The sequence below is a fragment of the Actinomycetota bacterium genome, from assembly GCA_014360645.1.
Lineage (GTDB): Bacteria > Actinomycetota > Geothermincolia > Geothermincolales > RBG-13-55-18 > Solincola_B.
Map to the genome: position 1 here is coordinate 78,271 of JACIXD010000003.1, position 26,179 is coordinate 104,449.

Below are 26,179 nucleotides of genomic sequence, written 5' to 3' on the forward strand. Positions count from 1 at the left end.
GGAGAGCGCGGCTCCGCGGTCCGCACGTGAGATCGATCCGGGCCGGAGGCCGCAAGAGGGGAGAGAGATGTACAGGATAGCGGTGATTCCCGGGGACGGCACCGGTCCCGAGGTCACGCGCGAGGCGGTGAAGGCCCTGGAGGCCGCCGCCGGCTGCGCGGGGTTCGATTTCCAGGCCGACACCTTCGACTACGGAGGCGATCGCTACCTCGCGACGGGGGTGGTGCTCACCGACGAGGAGCTGGAGGGCCTGAAGGCCTACGACGCCATCCTGCTCGGGGCCATCGGGCATCCCGACGTGAGGCCGGGGGTGCTGGAGCAGGGCATACTGCTGCGCATCCGTTTCGCCCTCGACCAGTACATCAACCTGCGGCCGGTCAAGCTCTATCCCGGCGTGGACTGTCCCCTCAAAGACAAAGGGCCCGAGGACATCGACTTCGTGGTGGTGAGGGAGAACACCGAGGGGCTTTACGCCGGCACCGGCGGCTTCCTCCGCAAGGGGACCCCGGACGAGGTGGCGGTGCAGGAGAGCGTGAACACCCGCAAGGGCGTGGAGCGCTGCCTGCGCTTCGCCTTCGAGTACTGCCGGCGCAGGAACAGGGGACGCAAGCTCACCCTTTGCGGCAAGACCAACGTGCTCACCTATGCCTGGGACCTCTGGGAAAGGGCCTTCAACGAGCTGGCGGCGGACTACCCCGACATCGCCACCGACTACGCCCACGTGGACGCCATCTGCATGTGGTTCGTGAAAAACCCGGAGTGGTTCGACGTGGTGGTGACGGACAACATGTTCGGGGACATCATCACCGACCTGGGAGCCATGATCCAGGGGGGCATGGGCATAGCCGCGGGAGGGAACATTAACCCCGAGGGGACCTCCATGTTCGAGCCCATCGGGGGATCGGCGCCCAAGTACACGGGGAAGAACGTCATCAACCCCCTGGCGGCCATCTGCGCCGTGCAGATGATGCTCGACCACCTGGGGGAGCGCGAGGCGGCGGGGATGGTGGAGAGGGCGGTGATGCGCGTCTGTGCCCACGACCTGGAGTCCCTGTCCGCGGGACGCATGGGGAAGTCCACTTCGGAAGTGGGGGATCTTGTCGTAAAATACATCAGGGAGCAGGATGAGTAGAGCCGCGGGGGAGGAGAAGCGGAGCGGAGGTAGTTTCGATGCCCATACCTGAAGTAGAGAAGATCTGGATGGACGGCGAGCTGGTGGACTGGAAGGACGCCAAGATCCACCTGCTCTCCCATTCCCTGCATTACGGCTCCGGGGTCTTCGAGGGCATACGCGCCTACGAGACCCCGCGGGGGGCGGCGGTCTTCCGCCTCACCGACCACATGAAGCGGCTGTTCCGCTCGGCGGCCATCTACCGCAAGCCCATACCCTTCACCCTGGAGGAGCTGGTGGAGGCGACCAAGGTGGTCATCCGCGCCAACGGCCTAAAGAGCTGCTATATCCGGCCCATAGCTTTCCGCGGCTACGGGGAGATGGGATTGCACCCCATGGGCGCGCCGGTGAACGTGGCCATAGCGGTATGGCCCTGGGGGGCCTACCTGGGCGAGGAGGGGATAAAGCACGGGGTGCGTGCCAAGGTATCCTCCTTTCGGCGCAACGAGGCCAACTCCATCCCCACCGCCGCCAAGGCCACCGGTCAGTACCTCAACTCCATCCTGGCCAAGATGGAGGTGGTGGAGGCGGGCTACGACGAGGCCATCCTGCTCAACATGCACGGGCACGTGGCCGACGGGGCGGGAGAGAACGTCTTCGTGGTGAGGAACGGCGTGGTCTTCACCCCCCCCACCTCGGCGGGGGCCCTGGAGGGGATCACCAGGGACTCGGTGATGCGCATCGCCGAGGACATGGACATCCCCTGCCGGGAGAAGGACCTGGTGCGCACGGACCTTTACATCGCCGACGAGGCCTTCTTCACCGGCACCGCCGCCGAGGTGGTGCCCATAAGGGAGATCGACGACCGCGTGATAGGCGATCCCGGCCCCATCACCCGGCGCATCCAGGAGAAGTTCTTCGAGGTGGTGTCGGGCGGCGACAAGGCCTACGAGCACTGGCTCGAGTACGTGGACTGAGGCTCCGGCGGCCCGGGGGCGGCCTCCGTCCTCCGAGGCGGACGGCGCACGGTAAGGGCCCGGAGGCGGTACCGCACCTGAACGAGAGCACCTATACCGCCGTCCTTTTCGGGGCGTTCTCCCTGCATGGCGCGGCGGGCGGCGGGGTTCCGCGGGGGTACGGTGGGCAACTGGGCGTTGCCCGGGAAGAATAAAGACGGAAGGCGGAGATCGGCGTATGAATGACGGTGGCGCAGCCAGGCGGGATGCGGAGATGGAAGGCGGCGCCGTAAGGCTTTACGACACCACCCTCAGGGACGGCGCCCAGCGAGAGGGGGTCTCCCTCTCCGTGGAGGACAAGCTCAAGATCCTGCGCCGGCTGGACGAGTTCGGTTTCCACTACGTGGAATGCGGCTACCCGGCCTCCAACCCCAAGGACGAGGAATTCTTCCGCCGCCTGGCCGGGGTGGACTTGAGGAACGCGGTCCCGGTGGCCTTCGGCTCCACGCGCAAGGCGATGATCGGCACCGACAAGGACCGCGGGCTGGAGGAGCTCCTGCGCGCGGAGACCCCCGCGGTGTGCATCGTGGGCAAGAGCTGGGAGCTGCACGTGCGCACCGCCCTGCGCACCCGGCTGGAGGAGAACCTGTACATGATCGCCGACAGCGTGGACTACCTCAAGCGCCGCGGCCGCGAGGTGATCTTCGACGCGGAGCACTTCTACGACGCCTACAAGAACAACCCGGAATACGCCATGAAGACGGTAAGGGCCGCGGTGGAGGCGGGGGCTGACTGGGTCTGCCTCTGCGACACCAACGGCGGCGCCCTGCCCTGGGAGGTGAGGGAGATAACCGCTGCGGTGGGGCGGGAGCTCTCCGTGCCCCTGGGGGTGCACACCCACAACGACGGGGAGTGCGCGGTGGCCAACAGCCTGGTGGCGGTGGAGGAGGGCGTCACCATGGTCCAGGGCACCATCAACGGCTACGGGGAGCGCTGCGGTAACGCCAACCTCTGCTCCATCATCCCCGCCCTGGTGTTGAAGATGGGGCGGGAGGCGGTGGATGCCGAGAGGCTCAGGGGCCTCACGGAACTCTCCCACTTCGTGAGCGAGATCATGAACATCAAGCCCGATTCCCACCAGCCCTACGTGGGCCAGAAGGCCTTCGCCCACAAGGGCGGCATGCACGTGAGCGCGGTGGTACGCGAGCCGGAGACCTACGAGCACATCCGCCCGGAGTGGGTGGGCAACCGGCAGCATATCGAGGTCTCGGAGCTCTCCGGGAAGAGCACCATCATCATCAAGGGAAAGGAGCTGGGCTACGACCTCTCCCAGAGCCCGGAAAAGGTGCAGGAGATCCTGGACCTGGTGAAGGAGATGGAACACCGCGGCTATCACTTCGAGGCCGCCGACGGATCCTTCGAGCTCCTCCTGCGGCGCCACCTGGGCCTGCACCGGGTCTTCTTCCGCCTGGAGAGCTTCCGGGTGATCATGGAGAAGAGGGAGGACGGCAAGGTGGTCACCGAGGCCACCATCAAGGTGCACGTGCGCGGAAAGCGCATCATCGCCACCGGGGAGGGCAACGGCCCCGTGAACGCCCTGGACAACGCGCTGCGCCTGGCCATCGGCCGCGCCTACCCGGAGCTCGACGCCATCGACCTCGAGGACTACAAGGTGCTCATCCTCAACCCCGAGAAGGCCACGGCGGCGGTGACGCGGGTGCTCATCGAGAGCGGCGACGGGGAGAAGACCTGGGGAACCATAGGGGTCTCCGAGAACATCATCGAGGCCTCCTGGCAGGCCTTGGTGGACTCCATCGAGTATGGCCTCCTGCACAAGAAGGCCCAGCCGGAATGAGGCCCGGGCGAGAGGGGCCGAGGTTCCGGCGCCCGCCCGCGCCTGGCGGGGCGGGCGGAAAAAGCGATCCGGAGGAGAGAAAGCGGCATGAAGCTGGCGAGGTACAGGTACAGAGGCCACATCTTTTTCGGCGTGCTCGAGGACGGAATGCTGCACGAGCTGGAGCGCACCCCCTTCCTTGACCTCAAGCGGCAGGGGCGGAGCTACGGGCTGGAGGAGGTGGAGCTGCTGACGCCGGTGTTTCCCCAGAAGATCATCGCCGTGGGCCTCAACTACCGCGACCACGCGGAGGAGTTCGGGCTGGAGATGCCCGAGGAGCCCGTGCTCTTCATGAAGCCGCCTTCCTCCCTGCTGGCTCATGGGGGTGAGATCGTCTATCCGGAGATGAGCAGGCGGGTGGATTACGAGGCGGAGCTGGCGCTGGTCTGCGGCAGGGAATGCCGCGACGTATCCCCGCGAGAGGCACCTTCCTGCATCCTCGGCTACACCTGCGGCAACGACGTCACCGCGCGGGACCTACAGGCCAAGGACGGGCAGTGGACGCGCGCCAAGAGCTTCGACACCTTCTGCCCTCTGGGGCCCTTCATCGAGACGGACCTGGACCCCTCCGACCTGAGGATAGAGCTCCGCCTCAACGGCGAGACGCGCCAGTCCTCCACCACCGCCAACATGGCCTTCGGCCCGGCGGACCTCCTCAGCTTCACCTCCCGCATCATGACCCTCTATCCCGGCGACGTGATCATGACCGGCACCCCCTCCGGGGTAGGGGAGATGTTCCCGGGGGATCGCGTGGAGGTGGTCATAGAAGGCCTCGACCCCCTGCGCAACACCGTGGTGGCGACGGGATGATGCACGTGGTTCCCACGGCATCGCTGTCCGTGGGCTGCCTTCGGGGCAGGCGAGGAAGGGGAGGACATGGAGCCGGATTACAGGCAGGCCCTGCGTTATGCGCTGGGGGAGAGGCGGCTGTGGGCGGCGGGCCTGCTGGCCGCCCTCACCCTCTCCGAAGCCTGGTGGGTGATCTACGGCTGGGGGCCGGAGTACCTGGGCGAGAGGTGGAAGGGCGCTTTTGCGGGACGGCTGGGGGACGCCGGTTCACTCGCCGTCTTCCTGGCCGTCGCCCTGGCCGCGTTCGTCGTCTTAAAGGCGACGGGCTACCTGGGGGAGATGGTCCTGATACGCCAGGTGGCCCAGGGTGTGCGGTCGGAGATGCCCTGGTTCACGGAGGCCTTCTCCGCCTCCCGCGGGAGATATATCCACCTCGCGGCCGCCCTTCTCCCCCGCGACGCCCTGCGCGCCCTCCTCATCTACCTGCCGGTGCCGCTCCTCGCCCTCTGGAACCGCTGGGATCCCCGCCTCGACCACCTTCTCCTCTACGTGGCCTTGTTCGCGGCCTGGTTCGCCCTCCTCGCGGCCGCGGATTTCCTCGTCGGAGTCACCGCCGCTCTGGCCGCGCGCGGCGCTCTCCTGGAGCGGCAGGGGATGCGGGAGGCCTGGCGGAGGGGATGGAGCCTCCTGCGCCGCCACGCCGTGCGCTGTCTTGCGGCCTGGCTGCAGGTCCTGGCGGCGGACCTCGCCTTCCTGGTCCTCGCCTGGCCCCTCTCAGCCCTGGTCCCCTGGGGGGCGGGAATGGCGTCCGGCCTCCTGCGTGCCGCCCCCCTGCGGTGGCTGGTCCACGGCGCGGCTTACGCCGTGCTGGCGGCCTTCCTGGTGGGGGGCCAGACGGCAGTGCAGTGTTACCGGTCGTCCCTGTGGACATTGACCTACATCCGGCTGGAGGAGACCGGCGACAACCCGCCCACTCGCCGGTGACGGCGTTCGTGCCTCCCCGCGGGAGACGCCGCACCACGGGCCTGCCGTGCCCCGGGGCCGCATCGGCAGGCCGTGCCACCCCTTTTCTCGGGGCATCCGCGGGTCGCCCGCCACGGCCTCACACGCACTGGACGCCGGAGCCGACGCAGCCGTCCGCCCTGGGCTTTCGCGGCGCGATGCCGCGACCGATGCGAGGCCGTACGTCGGCTCGGGCTGTGCTATCATAGGTCCGGCGAAGAAGGAGAACAGGGAAGAGAGGAGCCCCGCCTTGCGCCTGCGTTTCGCACCCAGCCCGACGGGATACCTCCACGTGGGAGGAGCGCGCACCGCGCTCTTCAACTGGCTGCTGGCACGCCGCTCCGGGGGCTCCTTCATCCTGCGCATAGAAGATACCGACCTCACGCGCTCCACCGAGGAGGCCATCGAGGCCATCGTGCGGGATCTGCGCTGGCTCGGACTGGACTGGGACGAGGGTCCCGAGGTGGGAGGGGAGCACTGGCCTTACCGTCAGACGGGCCGCGTGAACCTCTACCGCCGAGCGGCCGAGGAGCTCCTCAAGAGGGGCGCCGCATACCGCTGCTTCTGCCTGCCCGACGAGCTGGCGGAGCGGCGAGAGGCGGCGGTCAGGGAGGGCAGGAGCCCCATGTACGACCGGCGCTGCCGTTCCATCCCCGCGGAGGAGTCCCAGGAGATGGCCAGGGACGGCAAGCCCTTCGCGCTGCGTTTCGCGGTCCCGGAGGGGGAGACGGTGGTCCGGGACCTCATCCGGGGCGAGATCCGTTTCCGCAACCGGGAGATAGAGGACTTCGTGCTCCTGCGCAACGACGGCTCCCCCACCTACAACCTGGCGGTGGTGGTCGATGATCTGGACATGCGCATCACCCACGTGGTGCGCGGAGACGACCATCTCTCCAACACTCCCAAGCAGATCCTACTCTACCGTGCCCTGGAGGCGGAGGAGCCGGCCTTCGCCCACCTGCCCATGATCGTGGGTAGGGACGGAAAGCCCCTCTCCAAGCGTCACGGGGACGTGGCGGTGGGTAGTTTCCAGGAAAGGGGATTCCTGCCCGAGGCCATGGTGAACTTCCTCGCCCTGCTGGGATGGTCTCTGGACGACTCCACCACCCTCATGGACCGGGAGACGATCATCGCCGGTTTCAGCCTGGAGCGGGTGAGCTCCAAGCCCGCGGTATGGGACGACGAGAAGCTCCTGTGGATGAACTCCCAGTACGTCATGGCCATGGAGGATGAAGAGCTGGCGCGGGCCCTCATGCCCTTCCTAGCCCGGGCGGGACTGGCGGAGGAGAACGACCCCGTAACCCTGGAGAGGATGCGGCGCATCGCGCCCCTGGTGCGCGAGCGCATCAAGGTGCTCGCCGACGCGCTGCCGCTGGTTGCGTTCTTCTTCCGGGAGGTGGAGGTGGAGGAGGACGCGCGCGAGCTGCTCAGGGGAGAGGAGAACCGGGCCATCCTGAGGGAGACGGGCAGGAGGCTCCTGGAGCTGGAGAGCTTCGACGCCTCCTCCCTGGAGGCGACCCTGCGCGCCATGGCGGAGGAGATGGGCCTGAAGGCCCGCAAGGCCTTCCAGCCGGTGCGCGCCGCCATCAGCGGGAGCAAGGTCAGCCCGCCTCTTTTCGAGTCCATGGAGATCCTGGGGAGGGAGACATGCCTGCGTCGCATCGCCAGGGCCCTGGACGGGGTAGGAGAGGAGTAGGGGAACGTGTGGCTGCGCTGGCTGGGAACGGCGGGGTTCGAGGTCACGAGCGGCGATGTCTCCCTGCTCATCGACCCCTATTTCACCCGCAACCCCGAGGCGCGCCCGCGCCAGGCACTGCGGGCAGGCGACTTCCCCCACGCCAGGGCGGCGCTCATCTCTCACGGGCATTTCGACCACGCCTACGACGTGGCCGAGCTGGTGGAGGTGAGCGGGGCGGAGGTGTACGCCTCCCCCACGGTCTGCCAGTCCCTGGCCGCGAGGGGCGTGCCCTGGAGCAGGATGCGCCCGCGCTGGGGCGGGGAGAGCGACGAGGTGGGGCCCTTTCGCTTTACGGCGGTGCCGGCGCAGCACGTGACCTTCGACGCCCGCCTGATGCTTACCACTTTATGGAAGTGCACTCCCCGCCTCGCGGAGCTGGCGCGCCTGGGCCCCTCGCAGTACCCCTGCGGCCAGGTCCTGGGCTGGTACCTGGTGGCGGAGGGAAAACGCCTCTTCCACCTGGGAAGCGCCTGCATGCCCTGGGACCTGGAGGCGGAGGTGGACGTGTTCCTGGTGCCGGTACAGGGAAGGACGGATATCTGCGAGGTGGCGGCGGAGCTGGTGCGCAGGGTAAGGCCCCGCGTGGTCGTCCCCCATCACCACGACGACTTCTACCCGCCCCTCAGCCGCCACGTGGACCTGGGTCCCTTCCGGGAGGGGCTGCGGCGCATGGGCCTTAAGGTGGAGGTGCGCGAGCCGGAGCTCAACCGCCTCATGGAGATCTGAGCGCACGGCTTCCCCTCCGCATCGCCCCTCGGGGGTCATGCGGTGCTGCCGCCGTCATCCAGGTCCCGGGTTCTTTGACGGTGCCGGTACGCTCATACATAATGTTTGATAGCCGGAACGGGAACGGACACGGAGGGGTGAGATGGAGAACAAGTCTTTCAAGGCCCTGGTGGTACGTGAAGGGGAGGACAAGTCCTTCACCCGCGCCATAGAGACCAGGAACATCGAGGACCTGCCGCCCGGCGACGTGGTGATCCGGGTCCGCTACAGCTCCGTCAATTACAAGGACGCCCTCTCCGCCAGCGGCAACCGCGGCGTCACCCGGAACTACCCCCACACCCCCGGCATCGACGCAGCGGGCACGGTGGAGGAGGACGCCAGCGGGCGTTTCTCCCCCGGTGAGGAGGTGCTGGTCACGGGGTACGACCTGGGCATGAACACCTCCGGCGGGTTGGCGGAGTACATCCGCGTGCCCGCGGACTGGGTGGTGAGGCTGCCGGCGGGACTCACCCTGCGCGAGTCCATGATCTACGGTACCGCCGGGTTCACCGCCGCCCTCTCCGTGCTCAAGCTGACCGAGGCCGGGGTAACGCCCGATGCCGGAGAGGTGCTGGTCACCGGGGCCACGGGGGGCGTGGGCTCCCTCGCCATGCGCATCCTGGCCAAGATCGGGTTCCAGGTGACAGCGGCCGCCGGTATCATGGACGAGGCGGAGCTCTCCGAGTACGAGGCCAGGCTCAAGGCCCTGGGCGCTTCCCGCGTCATACCCGCCTCTGAGGTGGACGACACCTCGGGCAAGCTCCTGCTCAAGGGCATCTGGCCCAACGCCGTGGACACCGTGGGCGGCAACATCCTGGCCACGGTGGTCAAGTCCACCGCCTACGGCGGGGTGGTGACCACCTGCGGCAACGCCGCCGGACACGAGCTGGACCTCAACGTCTATCCCTTCATCCTACGCGGCGTGAGCCTTTTGGGCGTGGACTCGGTGGAATGCCCCATGGAGCCGCGCCTCAAGGTGTGGGAGAAGCTGGCGGGGGAGTGGAAGCTCGACAACCTCGAGGAGATGACCACCGAGGTCACCCTGGACGGGGTGGAGGAGAGGATAAGGCTGCTCCTGGACAAGCGCTCCAAGGGCCGCACCCTGGTCAGGCTCTGAAGGGTCGGGCGCGTTCCTCGCTGCCTGCGGGTCCATAAAGTGCGCTTATGGAGGATCTGTGCTCACCGCTTCGATGTGTGCTGACGGGACGCCGTAAGCCATTGAGCCGAAAAAAGCCTTATGCTATCATAGCCGAGGACAGTCCCTGGGGGATCGTCTAACGGTAGGACGCGAGACTCTGGATCTCGTTGTGAGGGTTCGAATCCTTCTCCCCCAGCCAAAACTGAATATCGAATGCGTGGCGCATTAGTCTAGTTGGCCTAGGACGCCGCCCTCTCAAGGCGGAGATCGCGGGTTCGAATCCCGCATGCGCTACCAGGTTCAAAGGCCCCGCAAGGGGCCTTTTCATTGGTGTGGACGATCAGTTGCGTGAGGCTCGCGAGCTTCGCCTTTTAGGAAGAGCGATTTTCAAGACTCAAGCGCCGCTTTCGCCTGTTCCAGGATATCCTGGTGGCTCTTGGTCATCGCGCGGCCCACTACGGGTTCAAGCAGGCGCCCGATGTGCTTGCCCCTGGCGCGGCTTATCCAGCGGACGTCCGTGCCCTCCCCGCTGCGAGTGAATTCCATGCGGCCCAGCTCGTGCTTCATCGGCAGGGTGCTTTTCTTGACCTTGTATTCGAATGAGTGAGGCGGATCGTATTTCACGATCTCCTCGACGAAGGTGATGCCGGATAGGCGGATGCTCCTGACCGCGCCTACCCCGTATCTAGCAGCGCTCCCCTCCTCGAGCAGTCTCGCCCTGCTCGCACCCTTCAACCATGCCGGGCAGCCTTCGGTATCGATCATGAGATCGAATACGCGATCGATCGGAGCTTGGGCATGGACGCTTGCCTCCACTGTCTTCATGGCGATATCCCTCCTCTCGACACCCCCGGATCACCTCGTTTTCACATCTCGATCCGTTCACCCCGAGTACCCCATATATCACCCCTAATGGCGCAAGGCTAGCGCAAAGCCCGCGGCATGAAACGGCACCCGGAGACGTAAATACCCACCGGGGGGCTTAAACAGGAGCAGGAAAGAGGGCTTGCTTGAGATAAAAAGGCGAACGCCCGCGCGAAGGGGCAGAGAAGACCGCGCTTCGCGGCTATGCGCCGCCGGGGAAGGTTGCTTTAACCGTCTCGATGACCTGCCTGGCCAGATTGCCCGCCTCCTCGGCTTCGATGGGATCGTCGTAGAACCGGGACGGAACACCGCCGGGGAGGCTGTCGGGATGCCGCGTGGGGATATAATAGGCATCCAAAGATTTGGATCTCTTAGCGCGGGAGAAAACGGGGTCCACTTTCACGGCCGCCTCAATCAGCTCAGCCACCGAGTGGGTCCTGAAGACGTCGGGCTCCTCCAGCTTCGGATACAGGTAAGCCTTGAGTGCCTTTGCGGCGCACGATCTCCTCGATATCCAGTTTCGCCATCTCCGATCCCCTTCTCCGTTCCCGAGATCTACGATACCACAATATGGTATCCGGCACGGGCGCTCCGGGGACGCGAGGCCTTCGGGCCGTCCCCTCGGCCTAGGAAGAGGCCTTTCGCGCACCCGACCTCCTGGCCAGGCGCAGGGTCGCCAGGGCCACCGGGACCAGGGCGGCGAAGTATCCCAGGTAGGCGACATATCCCAGGTAGGGGAAGATGGCCACCACCTTTCCCTCCACCTCCTCCAGCGGCACCGGGAAACGGTCCGGCATCTCCACCGCGTCGCCTTTGGTGACGAGGTACCGCTCTCCGTCGCGCTCGAACTCGTCCACGATACGGTGGACGTTCCTCCCGATCCTGGGGTCCCGGAAGGCGATGATCTCGCCCGGACGGTACTCTTCACGCGGTATTACCACCACCATGCTCCCCGTCCGGATGGTGGGCTCCATGGACCCGGAGACGATCACCCGCGCGTGCAGCCAGGGGTTCACGGCCGAGAAGAGCAGCAGCAGAAAGAGGAGGAGCAGGAAACCCTCCAGCGCCCAGGCGGGAACCACGAGCAGCAGGTAGGCGGCCCGGTTCCTCTCCCGCAGGTCCTTGAGGGATAGTTCCCTCGACCAGAACGGTCCCCTCATCGCCGTCTCCTCGATCCTGTCCTCCCGTTTTTCATATAAACAAGCTGCCGCCTCGCCCGGCTCCACCGATTTCACGGCAACCACGGACTAAAGGCGATCACCGCCGTCCATCCCGCCGGGGTGAGGGCGCTATCCGGCTCCCGCAGTCACAGCAACCACAGGCTGAGCGCCATCACCGCCATGCCGGCCGTCACCCCCAGCATGGCATGGGCGTCCATGCCGTATTCACGCGAGGCGGGGATGAGCTCGTCGAGGGAGATGTAGACCATGATGCCGGCGACGGCGGCCAGGACCCACCCCAGCACCGTTTCGTTGATATGACGCACAAGCGCCGCCGCCGCGACCGCCGCCCCGGCGGGCTCGGCGGCTCCGGAGAGGAATGACCACCAGAAAGCCTTGCGGCGGCTTCCCGTCGCCAGGTAGACGGGCGTGGAGACCGCCATCCCCTCGGGGATGTTGTGGATGGCGATGGCGACGGCGATGGCCAGCCCGAGCCGCAGGTCCTGCAGGGAGCCCGCGAAGGTGGCCATTCCCTCCGGGAAGTTGTGGATGCCGATGCCCAGGGCCACCAGTACGCCGGTGCGGTACATCTCGCGGCTCTCCTCCGCGGGAGCGCCGATCTTCTCCGCGAAATATTCGTGGGGGATGAGGGCGTCCACGGCGAACATGAAGGCCATCCCGGCGAAGAAGCCCAGGAGGGCGGGGCCCAGGCCCAGGTATTCCCGGCTTGATGCCAGCAGCTCGACGAAGGATACCAGCAGCATCACCCCCGCGGAGAAGCCCAGGGTCATACTGATGAAACGCGGGCCGGGGTTCTCGAGCCACAGGGCGAGCAGGCTGCCGAAGGTGGTGGACAGCCCCGCGGCGGCGGTGATGAGCAGAGCCCAGCCAACGTTGACGTCCATGCGCACCTCGCGTTTACATGCCGATGATGTCCGCAAGCCATCCGCCGCAGGCAGGGTCATTAAGCCGCTGCTGCGGGTCCGCGCCGCCTCGCCGGCCTTTCCCGCCGTCGAGGGCCTGCACGAACATCATACCCCCTTCTCCATGGGAATATAAGGCAAATGCCCTCACGGGCCGATTCCCCTCGGGAAGCGGGGAGGTGGGTGCGGCACCCGCTTCTCTCCATGCAACGCCCTCCCGAGGACGCACACGAACGCCTCACCCACCTTCTTCATGGCAATATAAGGCAAATGCCCTCACGGGCCGATTCCCCTCGGGAAGCGGGGAGGTGGGTGCGGCACCCGCTTCTCTCCATGCAACGCTCTCCCGAGGACGCACACGAACGCCTCACCCACCTTCTTCATGGGAATATATGGTGAGCGTTTCCGAGGATGCCGTTTGCTGCGGGAAGGCGGCAGAGAGGACGGCGGAACAAGCCCCTCTCCGTATGGTCCATCTTGCGCCGCACGCCGGAGCGAGCCAGTCGTCTGTGGAGATCCGGTCGGGAACAGGAGGCGCAGATGCCAGGCGGGTGCCGCGCGCCGCGTATCACCACGCTGCGAGGGGTTAACTGCGGCGCGCTCCGTCCCGATATACCTCTCTAAGGGCGACGCATGAGGCGAAGGCGCGCGGAGGACAGGAAAGGAGAGAGAACATGATGAAGAGGATGTGGCGCTTGGGAGTGGCGCTTGCGGCTCTCTTGACGCTGGCCGCTGCGTTCCTCGCCGGCTGCGGCAAGTCCGCTGCGAAGCCGCAGATCAGCTCCCTGGACCCGGTGAGCGGGCCGCCGGGGAGCGAGGTGGTCATCAAGGGGTCCGGGTTCGGGTCCTCGCAGGGGACGGGGGTGGTCTTCTTCAGCGGCAGGCAGGTGGAGGTGGTGGCGTGGGCCGACACCGTGATCACGGTGAAGCTTCCCGCGGACATGGCCGAGGCCGCCTACGGAGTCAAGGTGGAGACGGAAAAGGGCGCCAGCAACGAGGTGGAGTTCAAGGTCACGGGAACGCCCGCCGCGGGCCCCAGGATAACCTCGCTGGAGCCGGAGAGGGGCAGATCCGGCGACGAGGTGGTCATCAAGGGCACGGGGTTCGGAAAGGAGCAGGGCAGCGGCAAGGTCCTCTTCGGCACCGGGACCGCGGAGGTCAAGAAGTGGTCGGATACCTCCATCACCATCGTGGTGCCTCCCAATCTGGGGCCGAACACCTACGGGGTCACGGTGAAGAACGATGCCGGAAAGAGCAACGAGGCCATCTTCAAGATCGGCAGCGACGAGGACAAGATGGCGGAGCAGAAGCAGGCGGTCATCGACTACCTCCAGGCGCAGGGACAGTCCACGGCTGGCTCCGAGCAGTGGAAGGTGACCCTGGTCAAGCGCAGCGCCCAGAACCCCAACTGGGAAGTGGTGAAGGTGGAGGTGCCGGGAGGAAAATCCTTCGAGGCCGTGCTGATCATGAACAACATGCTGGGGGGCTGGGAATGCCTGAAGACCGGCGAGCCCCCCTGGACGGGGATCGATTTCAAGGGCGAACCCATACCCTCGGACATCGAGAAGACCTGAACCATCCGGCGCCATGGGCGTGCCGGCGGCATCCGGCCGCGGGCGCGGCAGATGGAGGCGGCGGAAGCGGGCGCCCGGCCTCGGGCAGGCGCCCGCTCGCCGTCTTCCCCGGACGGGTTGCCCTTTCGCGCGGGGGCGGAAATACGGTCACCGGGCTTAACCTCACCTTGCCTTCTGTTTCCCGTAGGGATCCGAAATCCCACGACCCGGGGTGCTCGGCACGCTCGAGAGCCCCACAGAGGCAAACCTGGAGACGGGAAAGAAGATCGCATCGTCCGCGACGACAAGTGAGTAAGACGGCGCTCGCGATCCCCTCGTCTCGGGACCACATGTACCCCATGTATATGGGTATATGGCGGCTTCCGGACCGTGTCGGACAACCACCTCCGCCTGGGCAGAAACGTCCCGGGTCGGGGATATCGGGGACGGTCATGTCGCCGCGGAACCCTCCTGGGGTAGAATGTGGTCTCAAGCGGAGTAGGACACGCGCCCGAGACGGATGCGGGGCGCACGGATGGCCGGGGTGACATGGAGGACAACGAGTTCCACGTGGACATGCGGGAGGTGCTGGCGCGGCGCAGGCGCCTGCGCAGGCGGAGGAGGCTCAGGCGGACCGTGGTGGTTGCCGCCTGCATGGCGCTCTTAGCGGCGGCCTTGGTCCTCTCTCCCTGGGGGCCGGCAAGGGGTCTGTTTTTCTCGGAGCAGGGGGTTGAGGGAGGCCTTGACCGGGAGGAGCAGGCCGCCGCGGAGGGCAACGGGGCCGTGGTGACGCCCGCGGCGGCGGAGGAAGAGGCGGAAGGCGGAGGCCGGGAGGGAGGCGCGACCCCGGAGGAGCCGCCGAGGAGGGAGAAGGCCTCGGTCGCCAGCCCGCCCACCGTGGCCATCGTGGTGGACGATACGGGGGGAGACGTGACCAACCTGGAGCGCTGGCTGGCCGTCGGAGCCCCCGTAACCTTCGCGGTTATGCCCCACTGCCAGGCCTCCGCCTCCACGGCGGAGCGCCTGTGCGCCGCGGGATACCGCATCATGATGCACATCCCCACCGAGAACGACCCCCCCAACTCCTTCTCGGGAACCGGGCAGCTCGCGGTGGGGATGAGCCGCGACACGGTGTTCGCCACCGTGGACGGAGACCTGGCCACGGTGCCCCACGTGACGGGCATCAACAACCACCAGGGCGGCAGGGGCTGCAACGACCACCAGCTCATGAACTACATGTGCCAGTGGGCCAGGGAACGCGGCCTCTTCGTGGTGGACAGCGACAGCTCCACCCACAGCCAGGTCACCAGGGCTGCTCAGGAGCTGGGTTTCCCCCGGCGCAGGAACCAGGTGTTCATCGACCACCACAACGAGCCCTACACCATAAGGGAGGCCATGCGCCGCCTGGCGCGCATAGCGCGTCAGGACGGCACGGCCATAGGCATATGCCACTTCCACCGCCCCAACACGCCCTCGGTGGTGGGGGAGATGGTAAGGACGCTGCGTGCCGAGGGCATCAATTTCGCCTTCGTGGAGGACATCCACAACTGAAGCCTCCTCCGGGTGCGGGGCACGCCCGCGGGCGGCATAGCGTAATCGCGCTCCCGGCGCGGCCCTGCGCTGCCAGGAGCGAGCGCCGTTACCCGGGGAGCGTCCGCGGGCCCGACCGGATGTCCCCGGCGGCGCACGCTATCGGGCTACCTTCCGAGACAAGGCGACGAGGGAGCTTCCCAGGGGCAGACAAAAGCGGGAGGCGGCGCGAGCCTCGAGGCCGAGCAGGGAGGTCAGGGCGGCGTTCAGGGGTGGCGGAGGCATCCACAGATCGGAGGAAGGTCGAAGGAGGCCGTAAGGATTGGGGGAGGGAGAGCGGTCCGCGCGGATCGCCGGTCTTCCGTCCATCCTGCTCGCGAGGCGGAAGGCCGCGATGGCTGGCAGCAGGGTGAAGACGAAGTAAGTGACCTTCACCGGTTCGAGCCCTGACGCGGTGAGCATCTCTCGTACCTGTCTGGCGCGATAACGCCTAGCCCCATCCACCGCCTCGTCGTGTCTGCCGCGGAGGAGGGCAAGGGCGGGGAGGTTCAACAGCAGCCATCCTTCGGGGGCAAGGACCCTGGCCATCTCGCGCAGGGCCGCGAGGTCGTCGCTCACCGCGCGGTGGTAGATCACGTTGAAGGAGACCACCAGATCGAAACGGTCGCCGGCGAAGGGGAGCTCCTCCACCCCGCAACAGCGCAGTTCCTCCAGGCCGCGCTCCCGGCAGAAGCGCAGGGCCTCCTCGCTGACGTCCACGCCCACCAGCCGGCGGGGCCGGTAGCGATCACGCAGCCAGCACGTAAAGCCACCCGTTCCGCATCCCGCGTCGAGCACCCGGCCCCGCGGCGCGTCCGGACAGTAACTTTCGAGGAGCGAAGAGAAGAGTCGGCGGTGGCCCAGGTACCACCAGTGCCTGTCCTCAACCGCGCGCTGGCGGCGGTATTCTTCGACCTTCAAGCTGCATCACCGGTCCTCTATGGGTTTGGGCCTCCCCGGAGAAGGCCGGCACCGGGGGTTCGTGATGCCTTTGGCGTACTCCGCCCCTTTGGCCGCGGCTCGTCCTCCCGCAGAGCGGCCTGAAGAGCCGGGCATGAGGACCGTCGCCGTGCAGGACGCTTCTCGAGGCACCGCCCCCGCCGCCCCTTCCACACCTCCTCCAACCGCCGCGGGTGGGCGGAGGCCGGCCTCAGCGGGCGCGAGGCCGTGGCTTCCCCGCTTTTCGGGGGAACCCTCTCTTGCTAACATGTCCCCATGATAAACGGTGCCCGAGCGCGGCGGAAGCGGCGGGGCTCGGGATCCTCTGCCGCGCCGCGCAAGGGAAGTCGGCGGAGGCGTCCCGGCAAGGTGTGTGGAGGCCATGGCCTATCTGCTCGGTTATGACGCGGGGAGTTCTTTCATCAAGGCGTCCCTGCTGGACGCGGCCACGGGGCGGCAGGTGGCGGCCGCGAGCTCCCCGGATCGGGAGCTGCCCATCGCGGCGGCCCGCCCGGGTTGGGCGGAACAGGACCCGGAGACGTGGTGGGAGAACCTGGTGCGCGCCACCGCCGTGCTGCGCCGGAAGAGCGGCGCCGAGATGAGTGAAGTGGCCGCGATCGGCATCTCATACCAGATGCACGGGCTGGTGGTGGTGGGCAGGGACCTCAAGCCCCTTCGCCCCTCCATCATCTGGTGCGACTCGCGCGCCGTGGAGGTGGGGGAGAGGGCGCTGCGCGCGCTGGGCGTAGAGAGCTGCATGGGGCGCCTGCTGAACTCGCCCGGCAACTTCACCGCCTCCAGGCTGGCCTGGCTGAAGGAGAGCGAACCGGAGCTCTTCCGCCTCGTGCACAAGGCCATGCTGCCCGGGGACTACCTCGCCCTGCGTATGACGGGGGAGGCGGTCACCACCCCCTCGGGCCTCTCGGAGATGGTGCTCTGGGATTTCACCGCCGGCGAGGCGGCGGTGATGGTCCTGGAACACTACGGGATCCCTTCCGGGATGCTCCCCGAGGTGAGGCCCACTTTTTCCGTGCAGGGGGAACTCACCCGCGAAGCGGCCGCGGAGCTCGGCCTGCGCCCCGGCATCCCGGTGGCCTATCGCGCCGGGGACCAGCCCAACAACGCCTTCGCCCTCGAGGTGCTGGAGCCGGGGGAGGCGGCCGCTACCGCGGGTACTTCGGGAGTCGTCTACGGGGTGTCCGCGGAGCCCCGCAGCGACGCGCGCTCACGCGTCAACGTCTTCGTGCACGTGAACCACCGGGAGGAGGACCCGCGCTACGGCGTGCTGATGTGCGTGAACGGCGCGGGCATAACCTACCGCTGGCTCAGGAGCCTGCTGGGAGGAACGGCGGGAGGACCGGACTACCGGCGCATGGACGAGGAGGCGGCGTCGGCGCCCCCGGGGTCGGAGGGCCTCATGTTCTTTCCCTACGGCAACGGTTCGGAGAGGACGCTGGAGAACCGCCTGCCCGGGGCCTCCGTGCGCGGACTGGACTTCAACTGTCACCGCCGGCCGCACCTCCTGCGCGCCGCTCAGGAGGGCGTGGTCTTCGCCCTCCACTACGGCCTGGAGATCATGCGCGCCATGGGGGCCGGGGCGGAGAGGATACGCGCGGGCCGGGCGAACATGTTCCTCGACCCCCTCTTCCGCCGCATCTTCGCCGCGGTCACGGGAGCGGCGCTGGAGGTCTATGACACCGACGGCGCCCAGGGGGCCGCGCGGGGCGCGGGGCTGGGAGCGGGGGTCTTCGCGGACGTTGCGGAGGCCTTCAGGGGGCTGGAGAGAGTGGAGACGGTGGAGCCGGACCCGGACCTGGAGGAGGCTTACCGCGAGGCGTACGGACGCTGGAAGGCGGAGCTGGAGCGGCAGATGACCTGACCGCCGCGTAGATGCCGGCCCGCTCTCCGAGCCCTCGCCGTGGAAGGGGCGGGCCCCATGGCGACAGGGGCCCTCGAGGCAGACATCTGGAAGAAAAAGGAGGCGTGTGATGCGGGAAGAGACCTCTTTTCACAGCATCTGCCGCTGGACGTTCCATGCCGGGAAGGGGGGTTTCGTGCCCCCCGACTCCATCCCCGAGTGGGCTGCCCTCGACACCCCGGGATGCGTGGAGCTGGCGGCGAGAGAGATAAGGCCCCGCCTGCCTGAGCATATCCGCCTGGGCATGGAATTCCATTACGATTACGAGGTGGACGAGGGGAACGCCGGGGAGGTGGCCGACGCCCTGGTGTCCCACGGCATCCACCTCGCCCTCTTCACCCCCGGAGCCCACCGCCGCTTCGCCTACGGAGGCATCGCCTCCCTGGACGCCGAGGAGCGGAGGGCCGCCGAGGAGTTCGGCGAGCGCGCGCTGGAGCTGGCCCACGGTCCCCTGCGTCCCGCCTGGCACTCCGAACCCGCTCTGGCGCCCTCCTTCGTGCTCTGGAACGGTTCATGGGGATACGACCTCGCCAGCGCGGCGGTGGCGGAGATGTACCGCAACCTCAAGGAGAGCGTGGCCGCGCTGTGCCGCCGCGAGGTGGAGATGGGGGGCGGTATGTTCATGGCCCTCGAGCCCAAGCCCAACGAAGGCCACCCCGCCATGCTCCTCCCCACCGTGGCCAGCGCCATCCTCTTCTGGAAGAAGCTGGAGGATGAATACGGCGTCGACCTCGCAGGGAAGGGGATAAACAAGGAGTTCGGGCACACGGAGATGGTGGGACTGGACCTCGTCCACGACACCGTGGAGGAGGTGGACAACGGCATGCTGGTGCACATGCACGTGAACGGCCAGGGTTACAACGACGGCGTCGTCCTGGGCGGTCCGGGCAAGTACGACATCGACCATGGGGCGCGCATCAACGGCATGAACGTGGCGGTGGCGGGGCTGGCCCTGCGCGCCGGGTACGCGCGCTGGAAAGGTCACGACATGCAGCCGCGCCCCTACGACTGCCGCGAGCAGGCCGTGGACCGCGTAGTGCGCTCCATCCTCTCCTGGGAGGCCTGCGAGAAGGCGGCGCAGGAGATGGACCACGCCCTTCTCCTGGAATATCTTACCAGAAGGGAGACGGCCAAGGCGGAGGACCTGGTGCGCGAGGCGGTAGCTTCCGCCTGGGGCCATTTCAAGCGCATGTACCGGGGAGAGGGCTGAGGAGGCCGGGAGCGGGGCGGGACGCAGGACAGAGGAGAGACGCAGCCCGCGACCGCGCTTGCCGCCGTAACGGTCCGTGCCCGGCGGCGGGATGCGTGAGCACGCCCGCTCACACCGTTTTGCAGACCTCGGCGTAACCGCCCCCTCGAGGCAGAGCTATGCGGGTGCGCGGTCCGTGCCCGGCGGCGGGATGCGGAAGCACGCCGACAGCTTCAGGTCGTCGGAGCGCGAGGAGGGTCCGACGAAGACCCGGTACTCTCCTTCCTCGATCTTCCAGGTGGAGGTGGAGGCGTCGAAATAGGCGAGGTCCGCGGCCCGCAGCCGGAAGGAAACCGTCTTCTTCTCACCCGGCTCCAGGCGCACACGCGCGAAACCCTTGAGTTCCCTGGGGGGGCGGTCGACGGCCGCGGCCGGACAGGACACGTAGAGCTGGGCCACCTCCTCCCCGGAGCGCTCCCCGCGGTTGGCGACGTCGGCCTCCACGGCGATCTCCCCGTCCTCGTCCATGCCCGAAGCGCTCACCCTGAGGTCGGAGTACTCGTACCTGGTATAGCTCAACCCGAAGCCGAAGGGGTAGGCGGGCCGCATGTCCTCCCGGTCGAAGAGCCGGTAGCCGTGGTAATATCCGTACTCCGCGGACTCCGCCCTTTTGTCGAAGGGGGGCGGCTGGGCGTTGTCCTCCGGGAAGGTGACGGGGAGCTTGCCGCTGGGGTTCACCTCTCCGAAGAGGATCTCCGCCAGGGCCCTGCCTCCCTCCATGCCCGGGTACCACGCCACCAGGATGGCCCCGACCTTGTCCCGCCAGCCCGAGGTGAGGAAGGCGGAACCCGCCTCCACCACCACCACACAGCGGTCCGTGGCCTCCGCCACCGCCTCGATGAGGGCGACGTCCCGGGGTCGCAGCGAGAGGTCCTCGCGGTCGCCCCCCACCCCCTTCATGTAGGGGATGGACTCCCCTTCGTCCCTGCCGGTGAAGCCCACCACCACCACCGCGGCGTCGCAGCTCCCCGCCGCCGCGGCGGCCTGGCCGGGATGGGAGCCGTCATGGTAGAGGACCTCCGTCCCGCCCGACAGCTCGCGGATGCCCTGCAGGGGGGTGACCACATGGGGCGGCCTCACCCGGCTGCTGCCCTTGTCCCCGATGTTGGGAATATCTGCCAGTCTGCCGATCACCGCCAGCCTTCTGACGGCCTCGCGGTCCAGGGGGAGGAGCGCGCCCTCGTTCCGGAGCAGCACCATGGACCTGCGTGCCGACTCCAGCGCCAGCGCCGTATGCTCCGCGCACGCCACGCGCAGGCGCCCGTATAGCGAGGGGTCCCCGACTGCGGCGAAATCAGCCTTTATGCGCAGGATCCTGGTCACCGCCTCGTCGATGAGCGTCTCCGACACCTTTCCCTCGCGCACCGCCCTTTTCAGTTTGCGCCCGAAGTGGATGCGCAAGGGCATCTCGATGTCCAAGCCCCCCAGGGCGGCCCTCACGGTGTCCCGCGTCCCCCAGAGGAAATCGGACATCACCGCTCCCCGGAAGCCCCATTCCCCCTTGAGGATGTCGCGCAGGAGGTGCCGGTTGTGGGCGCAGTAGTCCCCGTTGACGCGGTTGTAGGCGCTCATCACCGCCGCCGCCCCTTCCTCCACGCAGCGTTTGAAATGAGGGAGATAGACCTCGCGCAGGGTGCGCTCGTCCACCCGCACGTCGACGAAGAAGCGCGACTCCTCGATGCTGTTGCAGGCGAAGTGCTTCACGCATGCCATGACGTGTCTCTGCAGGCCTCTGACCATGGCCGCGCCCATCTCCCCCAGCAGTAAGGGGTCCTCGCCGAAGGTCTCCTGCGCCCTGCCCCAGCCGGGGTGGCGGGGGAGGTTGATGCACACTCCCCCGAAGAAGTCGGCTCCCTGGGCTCGGGCTTCTATGCCCATGGCCTCGCCGATGCGTTCCTCCAGCTCCCGGTCCCAGCTCGCCCCCCTGGCCATGGACACGGGGAAACAGGTGGAGTTGCCGAGGGCCACGCCGCGCGGCCCGTCGGTGAACCTTATGGGAGGGATGCCGAGGCGCCGGTTTCCACCCGCCAGAAAGGGGAAACGGTTGTAATGAAAGATCATGTAAAGCTGTTTGAAGGGGCTGGTGGTCCCGGACATCTCGCGCACCTTGTCGTCCAGGGACATGTCCGAGACCAGCTCCGCGATGCGCCGCTCGCGCTCCTCCCCCCGCGCCTCGAGCACGGCCTGCCAGCCTTCATGCCCGCGCTTTTTTCGCCCGGCCAACGACATCCCCCCCTCTCACCTTCCGGAGCCATAGGTCTGGGGAGCGCGAGCGGCGGCGGGCCCTCCCGTCTCCGCGCGGCTCTTTGCGTCGTCCACCGCTTCCTGGCACCATCCCACGGATCGCGGGTCTCCGCCGTACCCGGCGGCTGTCCCCACCGCGTCTCGGCCCGCCCCCCTGGTCATGGTCATGGTGATTATATCAGACCGCGTGGCCGCTCGATGGGCCGCGCACGGGCCCCTTCCCGCGCGGAGAAGGCGGCGCTCGTCGGTGCGTGACCGCGGGAACGCAAGCCGGGGGCCGCGCACGGGCAGAGCGGGGCGTCCAGGGCCTCGAAGGCCTCATGAAAAGTGCACTCTTACTAAACTAAAACTTGACAATATTTATACGCGATGAATAAAATAACATCGGCTGTCTATGGGAAAACCGCAGGATCCAGAGCCAAGGGGGCTGCCGCCATGTTCATGGAAGACGAGCTTGAGGCCATCCGCAAGACCCGCGAGGAGTGGGAACTCACCGTGCTCGGTCCCATCATGGAGAGATGGCCCGAGCGCAAAGAGGAATTCAGGACCCAGTCGGGTCATCCCGTGCAGAGGGTCTACACCCCGGAGGACATCGCGGGCAAGAGCTACGTGCGGGACATCAGTTTTCCGGGCTGGTACCCATTCACCCGCGGGGTGTTCCCAACCGGGTACCGCGCCAACCTATGGACGCGGCGGCTGATCACCGGGCTGGCCACCCCCGAGGAGACCAATAAGCGCCTCAAATTCCTCATCGAGCAGGGCCAGACGGGACTGAACATCATCTACGACAACCCCACCACCAACCTGCTGGACTCCGACAATCCCCTGTGCGAGGGGGAGGTGGGCAGGGACGGAGTCCCCACCTGCACCCTGCGGGACATGGAGGTGATCATGGACGGCATCGATATGGAGAAGGTGTCCACCTCCATCATCCACTCCGGGCCCTTCATCCTCTCCATGTACCTCGCCCTCGCCGAGAAGAGGGGGGTCCCCTTCGATCGCCTGCGGGGCACGCTGCAGAACGACGTCCTCTCGCAGTACTACACGGTGAACATGTCCGTGGTGAGCCTGCGTGACGGCTTCCGGCTTTCGGCCGACGTGGTGGAGTACTGCCGCAAGCACGTGCCGCGCTGGAACCCCATCAGCTTCGTGGGCTACCAGATACGCGAGGCGGGGAGCACGGCGGCGCAGGAGATCGCCTTCGCCATCGGCAGCGCCATCGGGTACACGGAGGAGCTGATGGGCCGGGGCATGGACGTGGACGACTTCGCGCCCCGCCTCTCCTTCATGTTCAACTGCCACAACGACTTCTTCGAGGAGATATGCAAGCTGCGGGCGGCGCGGCGGCTGTGGGCGCGCATCATGAGGGAGCGCTTCGGGGCCAGGAACCCCCTCTCGTGGCTGCTGCGCTTCCACGTGCAGACGGCGGGGAGCTCACTCACCGCCCAGCAGCCCATCAACAACGTCATCCGCACCACCATCCAGGCCCTGGCGGCGGTGTTGGGCGGGACCAACTCCCTGCACACCAACTCCATGGACGAGTGTTACTGCCTGCCCTCGGAATACGCCGCGCGCACCGCCCTGCGCACCCAGCAGATCATCGCCTACGAGAGCGGGGTGGCCAACACCGTGGATCCCCTGGCGGGCTCCTATTTCGTGGAGAAGCTCACCGACGACATCGAGGCGGAGGCGGAGGATATCCTGCGCCAGATCGACGACATGGGCGGCATGGTGGCGGCGCTGGAGGCGGGTTGGGTGCAGCGGGAGGTGGTGAAGGCCTCCAACGAGTACCACCGCAAATTGAAAGCGGGGGAGATCGCCGTGGTGGGGGTGAACATGTTCCAGGACAGCGAGGACGAGGAGGTCCCCATCGAGATCCTGCGCATCGATCCCGCCCACGAGAGGCACCAGGTGGAGATGCTGCGACAGGTAAAGGAGCGCCGCGACGGGGAAGCTCTGCGGAGGGCGCTGGAGAGGATGAAAGAGGACGCCGCCGCCCACCGCAACATCGTGCCCTCGTGCATGGAGGCGGTGAAGGCCTACGCCACCCTGGAGGAGATGCGCAACGCCCTGCAGGAGGCCCTGGGCGCCGGCAAGGAGAGCAAGGACGCCTTCATCTGCTGAACGGCCGGGCCGGGGCGGGCAACCCCCGGAGACGGGCGGCCGGAGAGGTAAAGCACGCGAGACGAGGGGAAAAAGGGGTCATGACCATGGAGGGAAAACCGATCAGGGTACTGCTGGCCAAGGCGGGGCTGGACGGCCACAACCGCGGTATCCAGCTGGTGGGCAAAGCGCTGCGGGATGCCGGCATGGAGGTGCTCTACGGCGGCCTGCGCATCACCCCGCAGGAGGTGGTGGAGATGTCCATCCAGGAGGACGTGGACGTGGTGGGCATCAGCATCTTCTCTGGCGGGCTCATGACCATCATACCCAAGATATTCCATGCCCTGCAGGACAACGATGCCACCCGCCACATCCCCATGATCGTGGGAGGGATCCTGCCTCCCCGCGATGCGGAGACCCTCAAGGCCATGGGGATAAAGGAGGTCTTCGGCCCCGGCAGCGACCTCGAGGACATCGTCGCCTGCATCCGGGAGCTGGCGGCCGAGGGCGCGAGGAAGGAGAGGGCGGCCTCGGGTTGAGGGAGGGAGCTCCCGGCTCCCGACCCGCCGGCAGCCGACGGAAGGCGCCGCTCCCTCCTACCGGAGGACCGCGCGCGTTGCGAAGTCGACCCGCGTGCGCGAGGCGGGGAGAAGGGGAAGAGCGCCCGCACGGCGGATGGCGTAGGATAGAACCATCGTGTTTTTTTTTCACGGTGGTGAGGCCATGAAGCATACTCCCGGGGTCAAGCCGGTCATCTTCGCCGCCGCCGCCTGCGCCGCGGCAGCGGCTTCGTGGCGCTGGAGGTCCAGGGTGATGCCGAGGCGAGACCCCGCGCAGCGCCGCTTCCGGGATTTCACCCTCACCACCTCCGACGGAGTGAGGATCGCCGCCAGGCACATCGAGGGCGCGGGAGGAGCGGCGCTCATCGTCGCCCACCCCGCGGTGACCGGGCAGCGCTACGCGCCCCTGGTGGATTTCGCGGAGGCCGCAGCGGAACATTTCGACGTCTTCACCTTCGATTTCCGCGGCCACGGGGGCAGCGGGGGGCGGCTGGAGATGAACCTCGGCGGCCCGCTGGAGGACCTGCGCGCGGTGGTACACGAGGTGCGCGGACGGGGATACGAGTGGGTCGGGGCGGTGGGGTTCTCCCTGGGGGGCATGGCGGCCTTTCTCCTCGCCTCCCTGGACGGGGACCTGGACGCGGTGGTGACGGTGGGCGCTCCGCCCGCGCTTCCGGACATCACCCCCTACCGCCGCTTGCTGCCGCTGTGGTCGCTGTTCCTGCGCTTCCTGGGGGCACGGTTCAGGGCCGTGAACGAGGGAGGCCCCCTCCCCCTGGAGGCGGCGGCGTGCTTCCCCGCCGTCCCCCTGCTGGTGGTGCACGCCGAGAACGAGGCCTTCTACTCCCGATGCGACCTCGATGCCATGCTGGGAATACTTGGCAACAAGGCCGAGTTCATGCTCGTGGAGGGGGCCGGCCACACCGAGCTGGCGGGCAGGGAGGGGGAGGTGCTGGAATGGCTGGTGGCAAGGTCGCCCCGTGGGATCCGTGCGGGAGGGTGGGGAAGCGCGAGAGGCGCGAGGTGACGCGGGCGCGAGGCCGCCGCCCCGGGCGCGGATGTCCTCTCCGCCAGGCGCGGGAAAGAAGGGGGGCGAGGGGTCCGGGATGCCGCCCGGGGGATAGCGGCGGCGCACTCCGGAAGCGAGGTCACGAAGAGAGAGGAAATTGGTATTATACAGTTGTCCGGCGGGGCGTCCCCGGAGCGGGAGCGGCGGGGCGGTTCGGCGGGATGACGGAGGAGAACGCGGACGTTCGCGCGCGTTGAGAAGGCAGGCGGAGAGAGCAGCCTCCGGACGGCGGCACTGAGGCGGGAGTGAAGGCGAGAAGGGAAGAGAGGGATGCTGATCGACAAGCCGTGGGGGAGCATCAAGGCGTACGCCGTGAACCAGCCCTGCACCGTGAAGCTGATAACCGTGGAGGCGGGGCAGGAGACCAGCCTGCACTACCACAAGCTGCGCGACGACATGTGGATAATCCTGGATGACGGCCTGGAGGTCACCATCGGCGACAGGGTCTTCCTGCCCCGCGAGGGAGAGGAGTTCATGGTGCCCGCCATGGGCCTGCACAAGATCAGGTCGCTGGGAGGGCGGGGAAGGGTGCTGGAGATAGATATCGGTTTCACCAGCGAGGACGACAACTATCGCCTCAAGGACGTATACGGACGCAAGCTGGAGGAAAAGGACGAAGAGGGAATCTGACGGCG

Annotated in this window: 22 protein-coding genes and 2 tRNA genes; 18 read left to right on the top strand and 6 right to left on the bottom strand. The window is 67.4% G+C overall.

Annotated elements, in window-relative coordinates:
* The first annotated feature begins 67 nt into the window (after positions 1-67).
* The 10 genes from H5T74_03350 (at position 68) to H5T74_03395 (ending at position 9,690) form a co-directional block, all read left to right on the top strand.
* Positions 68-1,132, top strand: coding sequence for a 3-isopropylmalate dehydrogenase (locus H5T74_03350; protein ID MBC7229415.1), 1,065 nt, complete (start codon positions 68-70; stop codon positions 1,130-1,132).
* A gap of 38 nt (positions 1,133-1,170) precedes the next feature.
* Positions 1,171-2,088: a branched-chain amino acid transaminase gene (locus H5T74_03355; GenBank protein ID MBC7229416.1), complete on the top strand. Its 918-nt coding sequence runs from the start codon at positions 1,171-1,173 to the stop codon at positions 2,086-2,088.
* A gap of 253 nt (positions 2,089-2,341) precedes the next feature.
* On the top strand, positions 2,342-3,922 hold the full coding sequence (locus tag H5T74_03360) for a citramalate synthase (protein MBC7229417.1): 1,581 nt from the start codon (positions 2,342-2,344) through the stop codon (positions 3,920-3,922).
* A gap of 87 nt (positions 3,923-4,009) precedes the next feature.
* Complete coding sequence (locus tag H5T74_03365; GenBank protein MBC7229418.1) at positions 4,010-4,771, top strand: fumarylacetoacetate hydrolase family protein; 762 nt, start codon at positions 4,010-4,012, stop codon at positions 4,769-4,771.
* Positions 4,772-4,837: 66 nt separating this feature from the next.
* Entirely contained in the window at positions 4,838-5,734 is an 897-nt protein-coding gene (locus H5T74_03370) for a hypothetical protein (GenBank protein ID MBC7229419.1), read from the top strand.
* A 268-nt stretch (positions 5,735-6,002) separates the two neighbouring features.
* Positions 6,003-7,448 carry a glutamate--tRNA ligase gene (locus H5T74_03375; protein ID MBC7229420.1) on the top strand — a complete coding sequence of 482 codons (1,446 nt, stop codon included), beginning with the start codon at positions 6,003-6,005 and terminating at the stop codon, positions 7,446-7,448.
* Positions 7,449-7,454: 6 nt separating this feature from the next.
* On the top strand, positions 7,455-8,216 hold the full coding sequence (locus tag H5T74_03380; GenBank protein ID MBC7229421.1) for an MBL fold metallo-hydrolase: 762 nt from the start codon (positions 7,455-7,457) through the stop codon (positions 8,214-8,216).
* Between the two features lie 142 nt (positions 8,217-8,358).
* A complete protein-coding gene (locus H5T74_03385) occupies positions 8,359-9,372 on the top strand; it encodes a YhdH/YhfP family quinone oxidoreductase (protein MBC7229422.1) in 1,014 nt (337 codons plus the stop codon).
* Between the two features lie 146 nt (positions 9,373-9,518).
* Positions 9,519-9,592 (top strand) — tRNA-Gln (locus H5T74_03390).
* 20 nt (positions 9,593-9,612) lie between these two features.
* Positions 9,613-9,690, top strand: a tRNA-Glu gene (locus H5T74_03395).
* A 90-nt stretch (positions 9,691-9,780) separates the two neighbouring features.
* Here the strand turns inward: H5T74_03395 and H5T74_03400 are convergent.
* From H5T74_03400 to zupT, 4 genes are all read right to left on the bottom strand, one after another.
* Positions 9,781-10,218: an SRPBCC family protein gene (locus H5T74_03400; GenBank protein ID MBC7229423.1), complete on the bottom strand. Its 438-nt coding sequence runs from the start codon at positions 10,216-10,218 to the stop codon at positions 9,781-9,783.
* A gap of 241 nt (positions 10,219-10,459) precedes the next feature.
* Positions 10,460-10,906, bottom strand: a complete 447-nt coding sequence (locus tag H5T74_03405; GenBank protein ID MBC7229424.1) for a HEPN domain-containing protein — start codon at positions 10,904-10,906, stop codon at positions 10,460-10,462.
* Positions 10,884-11,417, bottom strand: a complete 534-nt coding sequence (locus tag H5T74_03410) for a signal peptidase I (GenBank protein ID MBC7229425.1) — start codon at positions 11,415-11,417, stop codon at positions 10,884-10,886. The genes H5T74_03405 and H5T74_03410 overlap by 23 nt, the downstream gene beginning before the upstream one ends.
* A 146-nt stretch (positions 11,418-11,563) precedes the next feature.
* Positions 11,564-12,322, bottom strand: a complete 759-nt coding sequence (zupT, locus tag H5T74_03415) for a zinc transporter ZupT (GenBank protein ID MBC7229426.1) — start codon at positions 12,320-12,322, stop codon at positions 11,564-11,566.
* Between the two features lie 692 nt (positions 12,323-13,014).
* Between zupT and H5T74_03420 the strand changes: the two genes are divergently transcribed.
* On the top strand, positions 13,015-13,914 hold the full coding sequence (locus H5T74_03420) for an IPT/TIG domain-containing protein (protein MBC7229427.1): 900 nt from the start codon (positions 13,015-13,017) through the stop codon (positions 13,912-13,914).
* A 528-nt stretch (positions 13,915-14,442) separates the two neighbouring features.
* Positions 14,443-15,444, top strand: a complete 1,002-nt coding sequence (locus H5T74_03425; GenBank protein ID MBC7229428.1) for a divergent polysaccharide deacetylase family protein — start codon at positions 14,443-14,445, stop codon at positions 15,442-15,444.
* Between the two features lie 138 nt (positions 15,445-15,582).
* Here H5T74_03425 and H5T74_03430 read toward each other — a convergent pair whose 3' ends face one another.
* Entirely contained in the window at positions 15,583-16,383 is an 801-nt protein-coding gene (locus tag H5T74_03430) for a class I SAM-dependent methyltransferase (protein ID MBC7229429.1), read from the bottom strand.
* 400 nt (positions 16,384-16,783) lie between these two features.
* Between H5T74_03430 and H5T74_03435 the strand changes: the two genes are divergently transcribed.
* The gene (locus tag H5T74_03435; protein ID MBC7229430.1) at positions 16,784-18,280 is read left to right on the top strand and encodes a carbohydrate kinase; all 1,497 of its coding nucleotides are present in this window, start codon (positions 16,784-16,786) and stop codon (positions 18,278-18,280) included.
* Between the two features lie 109 nt (positions 18,281-18,389).
* Positions 18,390-19,529 carry a xylose isomerase gene (locus H5T74_03440; protein MBC7229431.1) on the top strand — a complete coding sequence of 380 codons (1,140 nt, stop codon included), beginning with the start codon at positions 18,390-18,392 and terminating at the stop codon, positions 19,527-19,529.
* A gap of 156 nt (positions 19,530-19,685) precedes the next feature.
* Here the strand turns inward: H5T74_03440 and H5T74_03445 are convergent, their stop codons facing one another.
* Positions 19,686-21,791: a glycoside hydrolase family 3 C-terminal domain-containing protein gene (locus H5T74_03445; protein MBC7229432.1), complete on the bottom strand. Its 2,106-nt coding sequence runs from the start codon at positions 21,789-21,791 to the stop codon at positions 19,686-19,688.
* Between the two features lie 456 nt (positions 21,792-22,247).
* Here H5T74_03445 and H5T74_03450 point away from each other — a divergent pair, with 456 nt between their 5' ends.
* From H5T74_03450 to H5T74_03465, 4 genes are all read left to right on the top strand, one after another.
* Positions 22,248-23,936 (top strand): methylmalonyl-CoA mutase, encoded by a 1,689-nt coding sequence (locus H5T74_03450; protein MBC7229433.1) that lies wholly within the window; start codon positions 22,248-22,250, stop codon positions 23,934-23,936.
* A gap of 86 nt (positions 23,937-24,022) precedes the next feature.
* Positions 24,023-24,454 carry a cobalamin B12-binding domain-containing protein gene (locus H5T74_03455; protein ID MBC7229434.1) on the top strand — a complete coding sequence of 144 codons (432 nt, stop codon included), beginning with the start codon at positions 24,023-24,025 and terminating at the stop codon, positions 24,452-24,454.
* Between the two features lie 184 nt (positions 24,455-24,638).
* Positions 24,639-25,502, top strand: coding sequence for an alpha/beta fold hydrolase (locus H5T74_03460; protein ID MBC7229435.1), 864 nt, complete (start codon positions 24,639-24,641; stop codon positions 25,500-25,502).
* A gap of 312 nt (positions 25,503-25,814) precedes the next feature.
* Positions 25,815-26,174, top strand: coding sequence for a mannose-6-phosphate isomerase (locus tag H5T74_03465; GenBank protein ID MBC7229436.1), 360 nt, complete (start codon positions 25,815-25,817; stop codon positions 26,172-26,174).
* Positions 26,175-26,179: the final 5 nt, after the last annotated feature.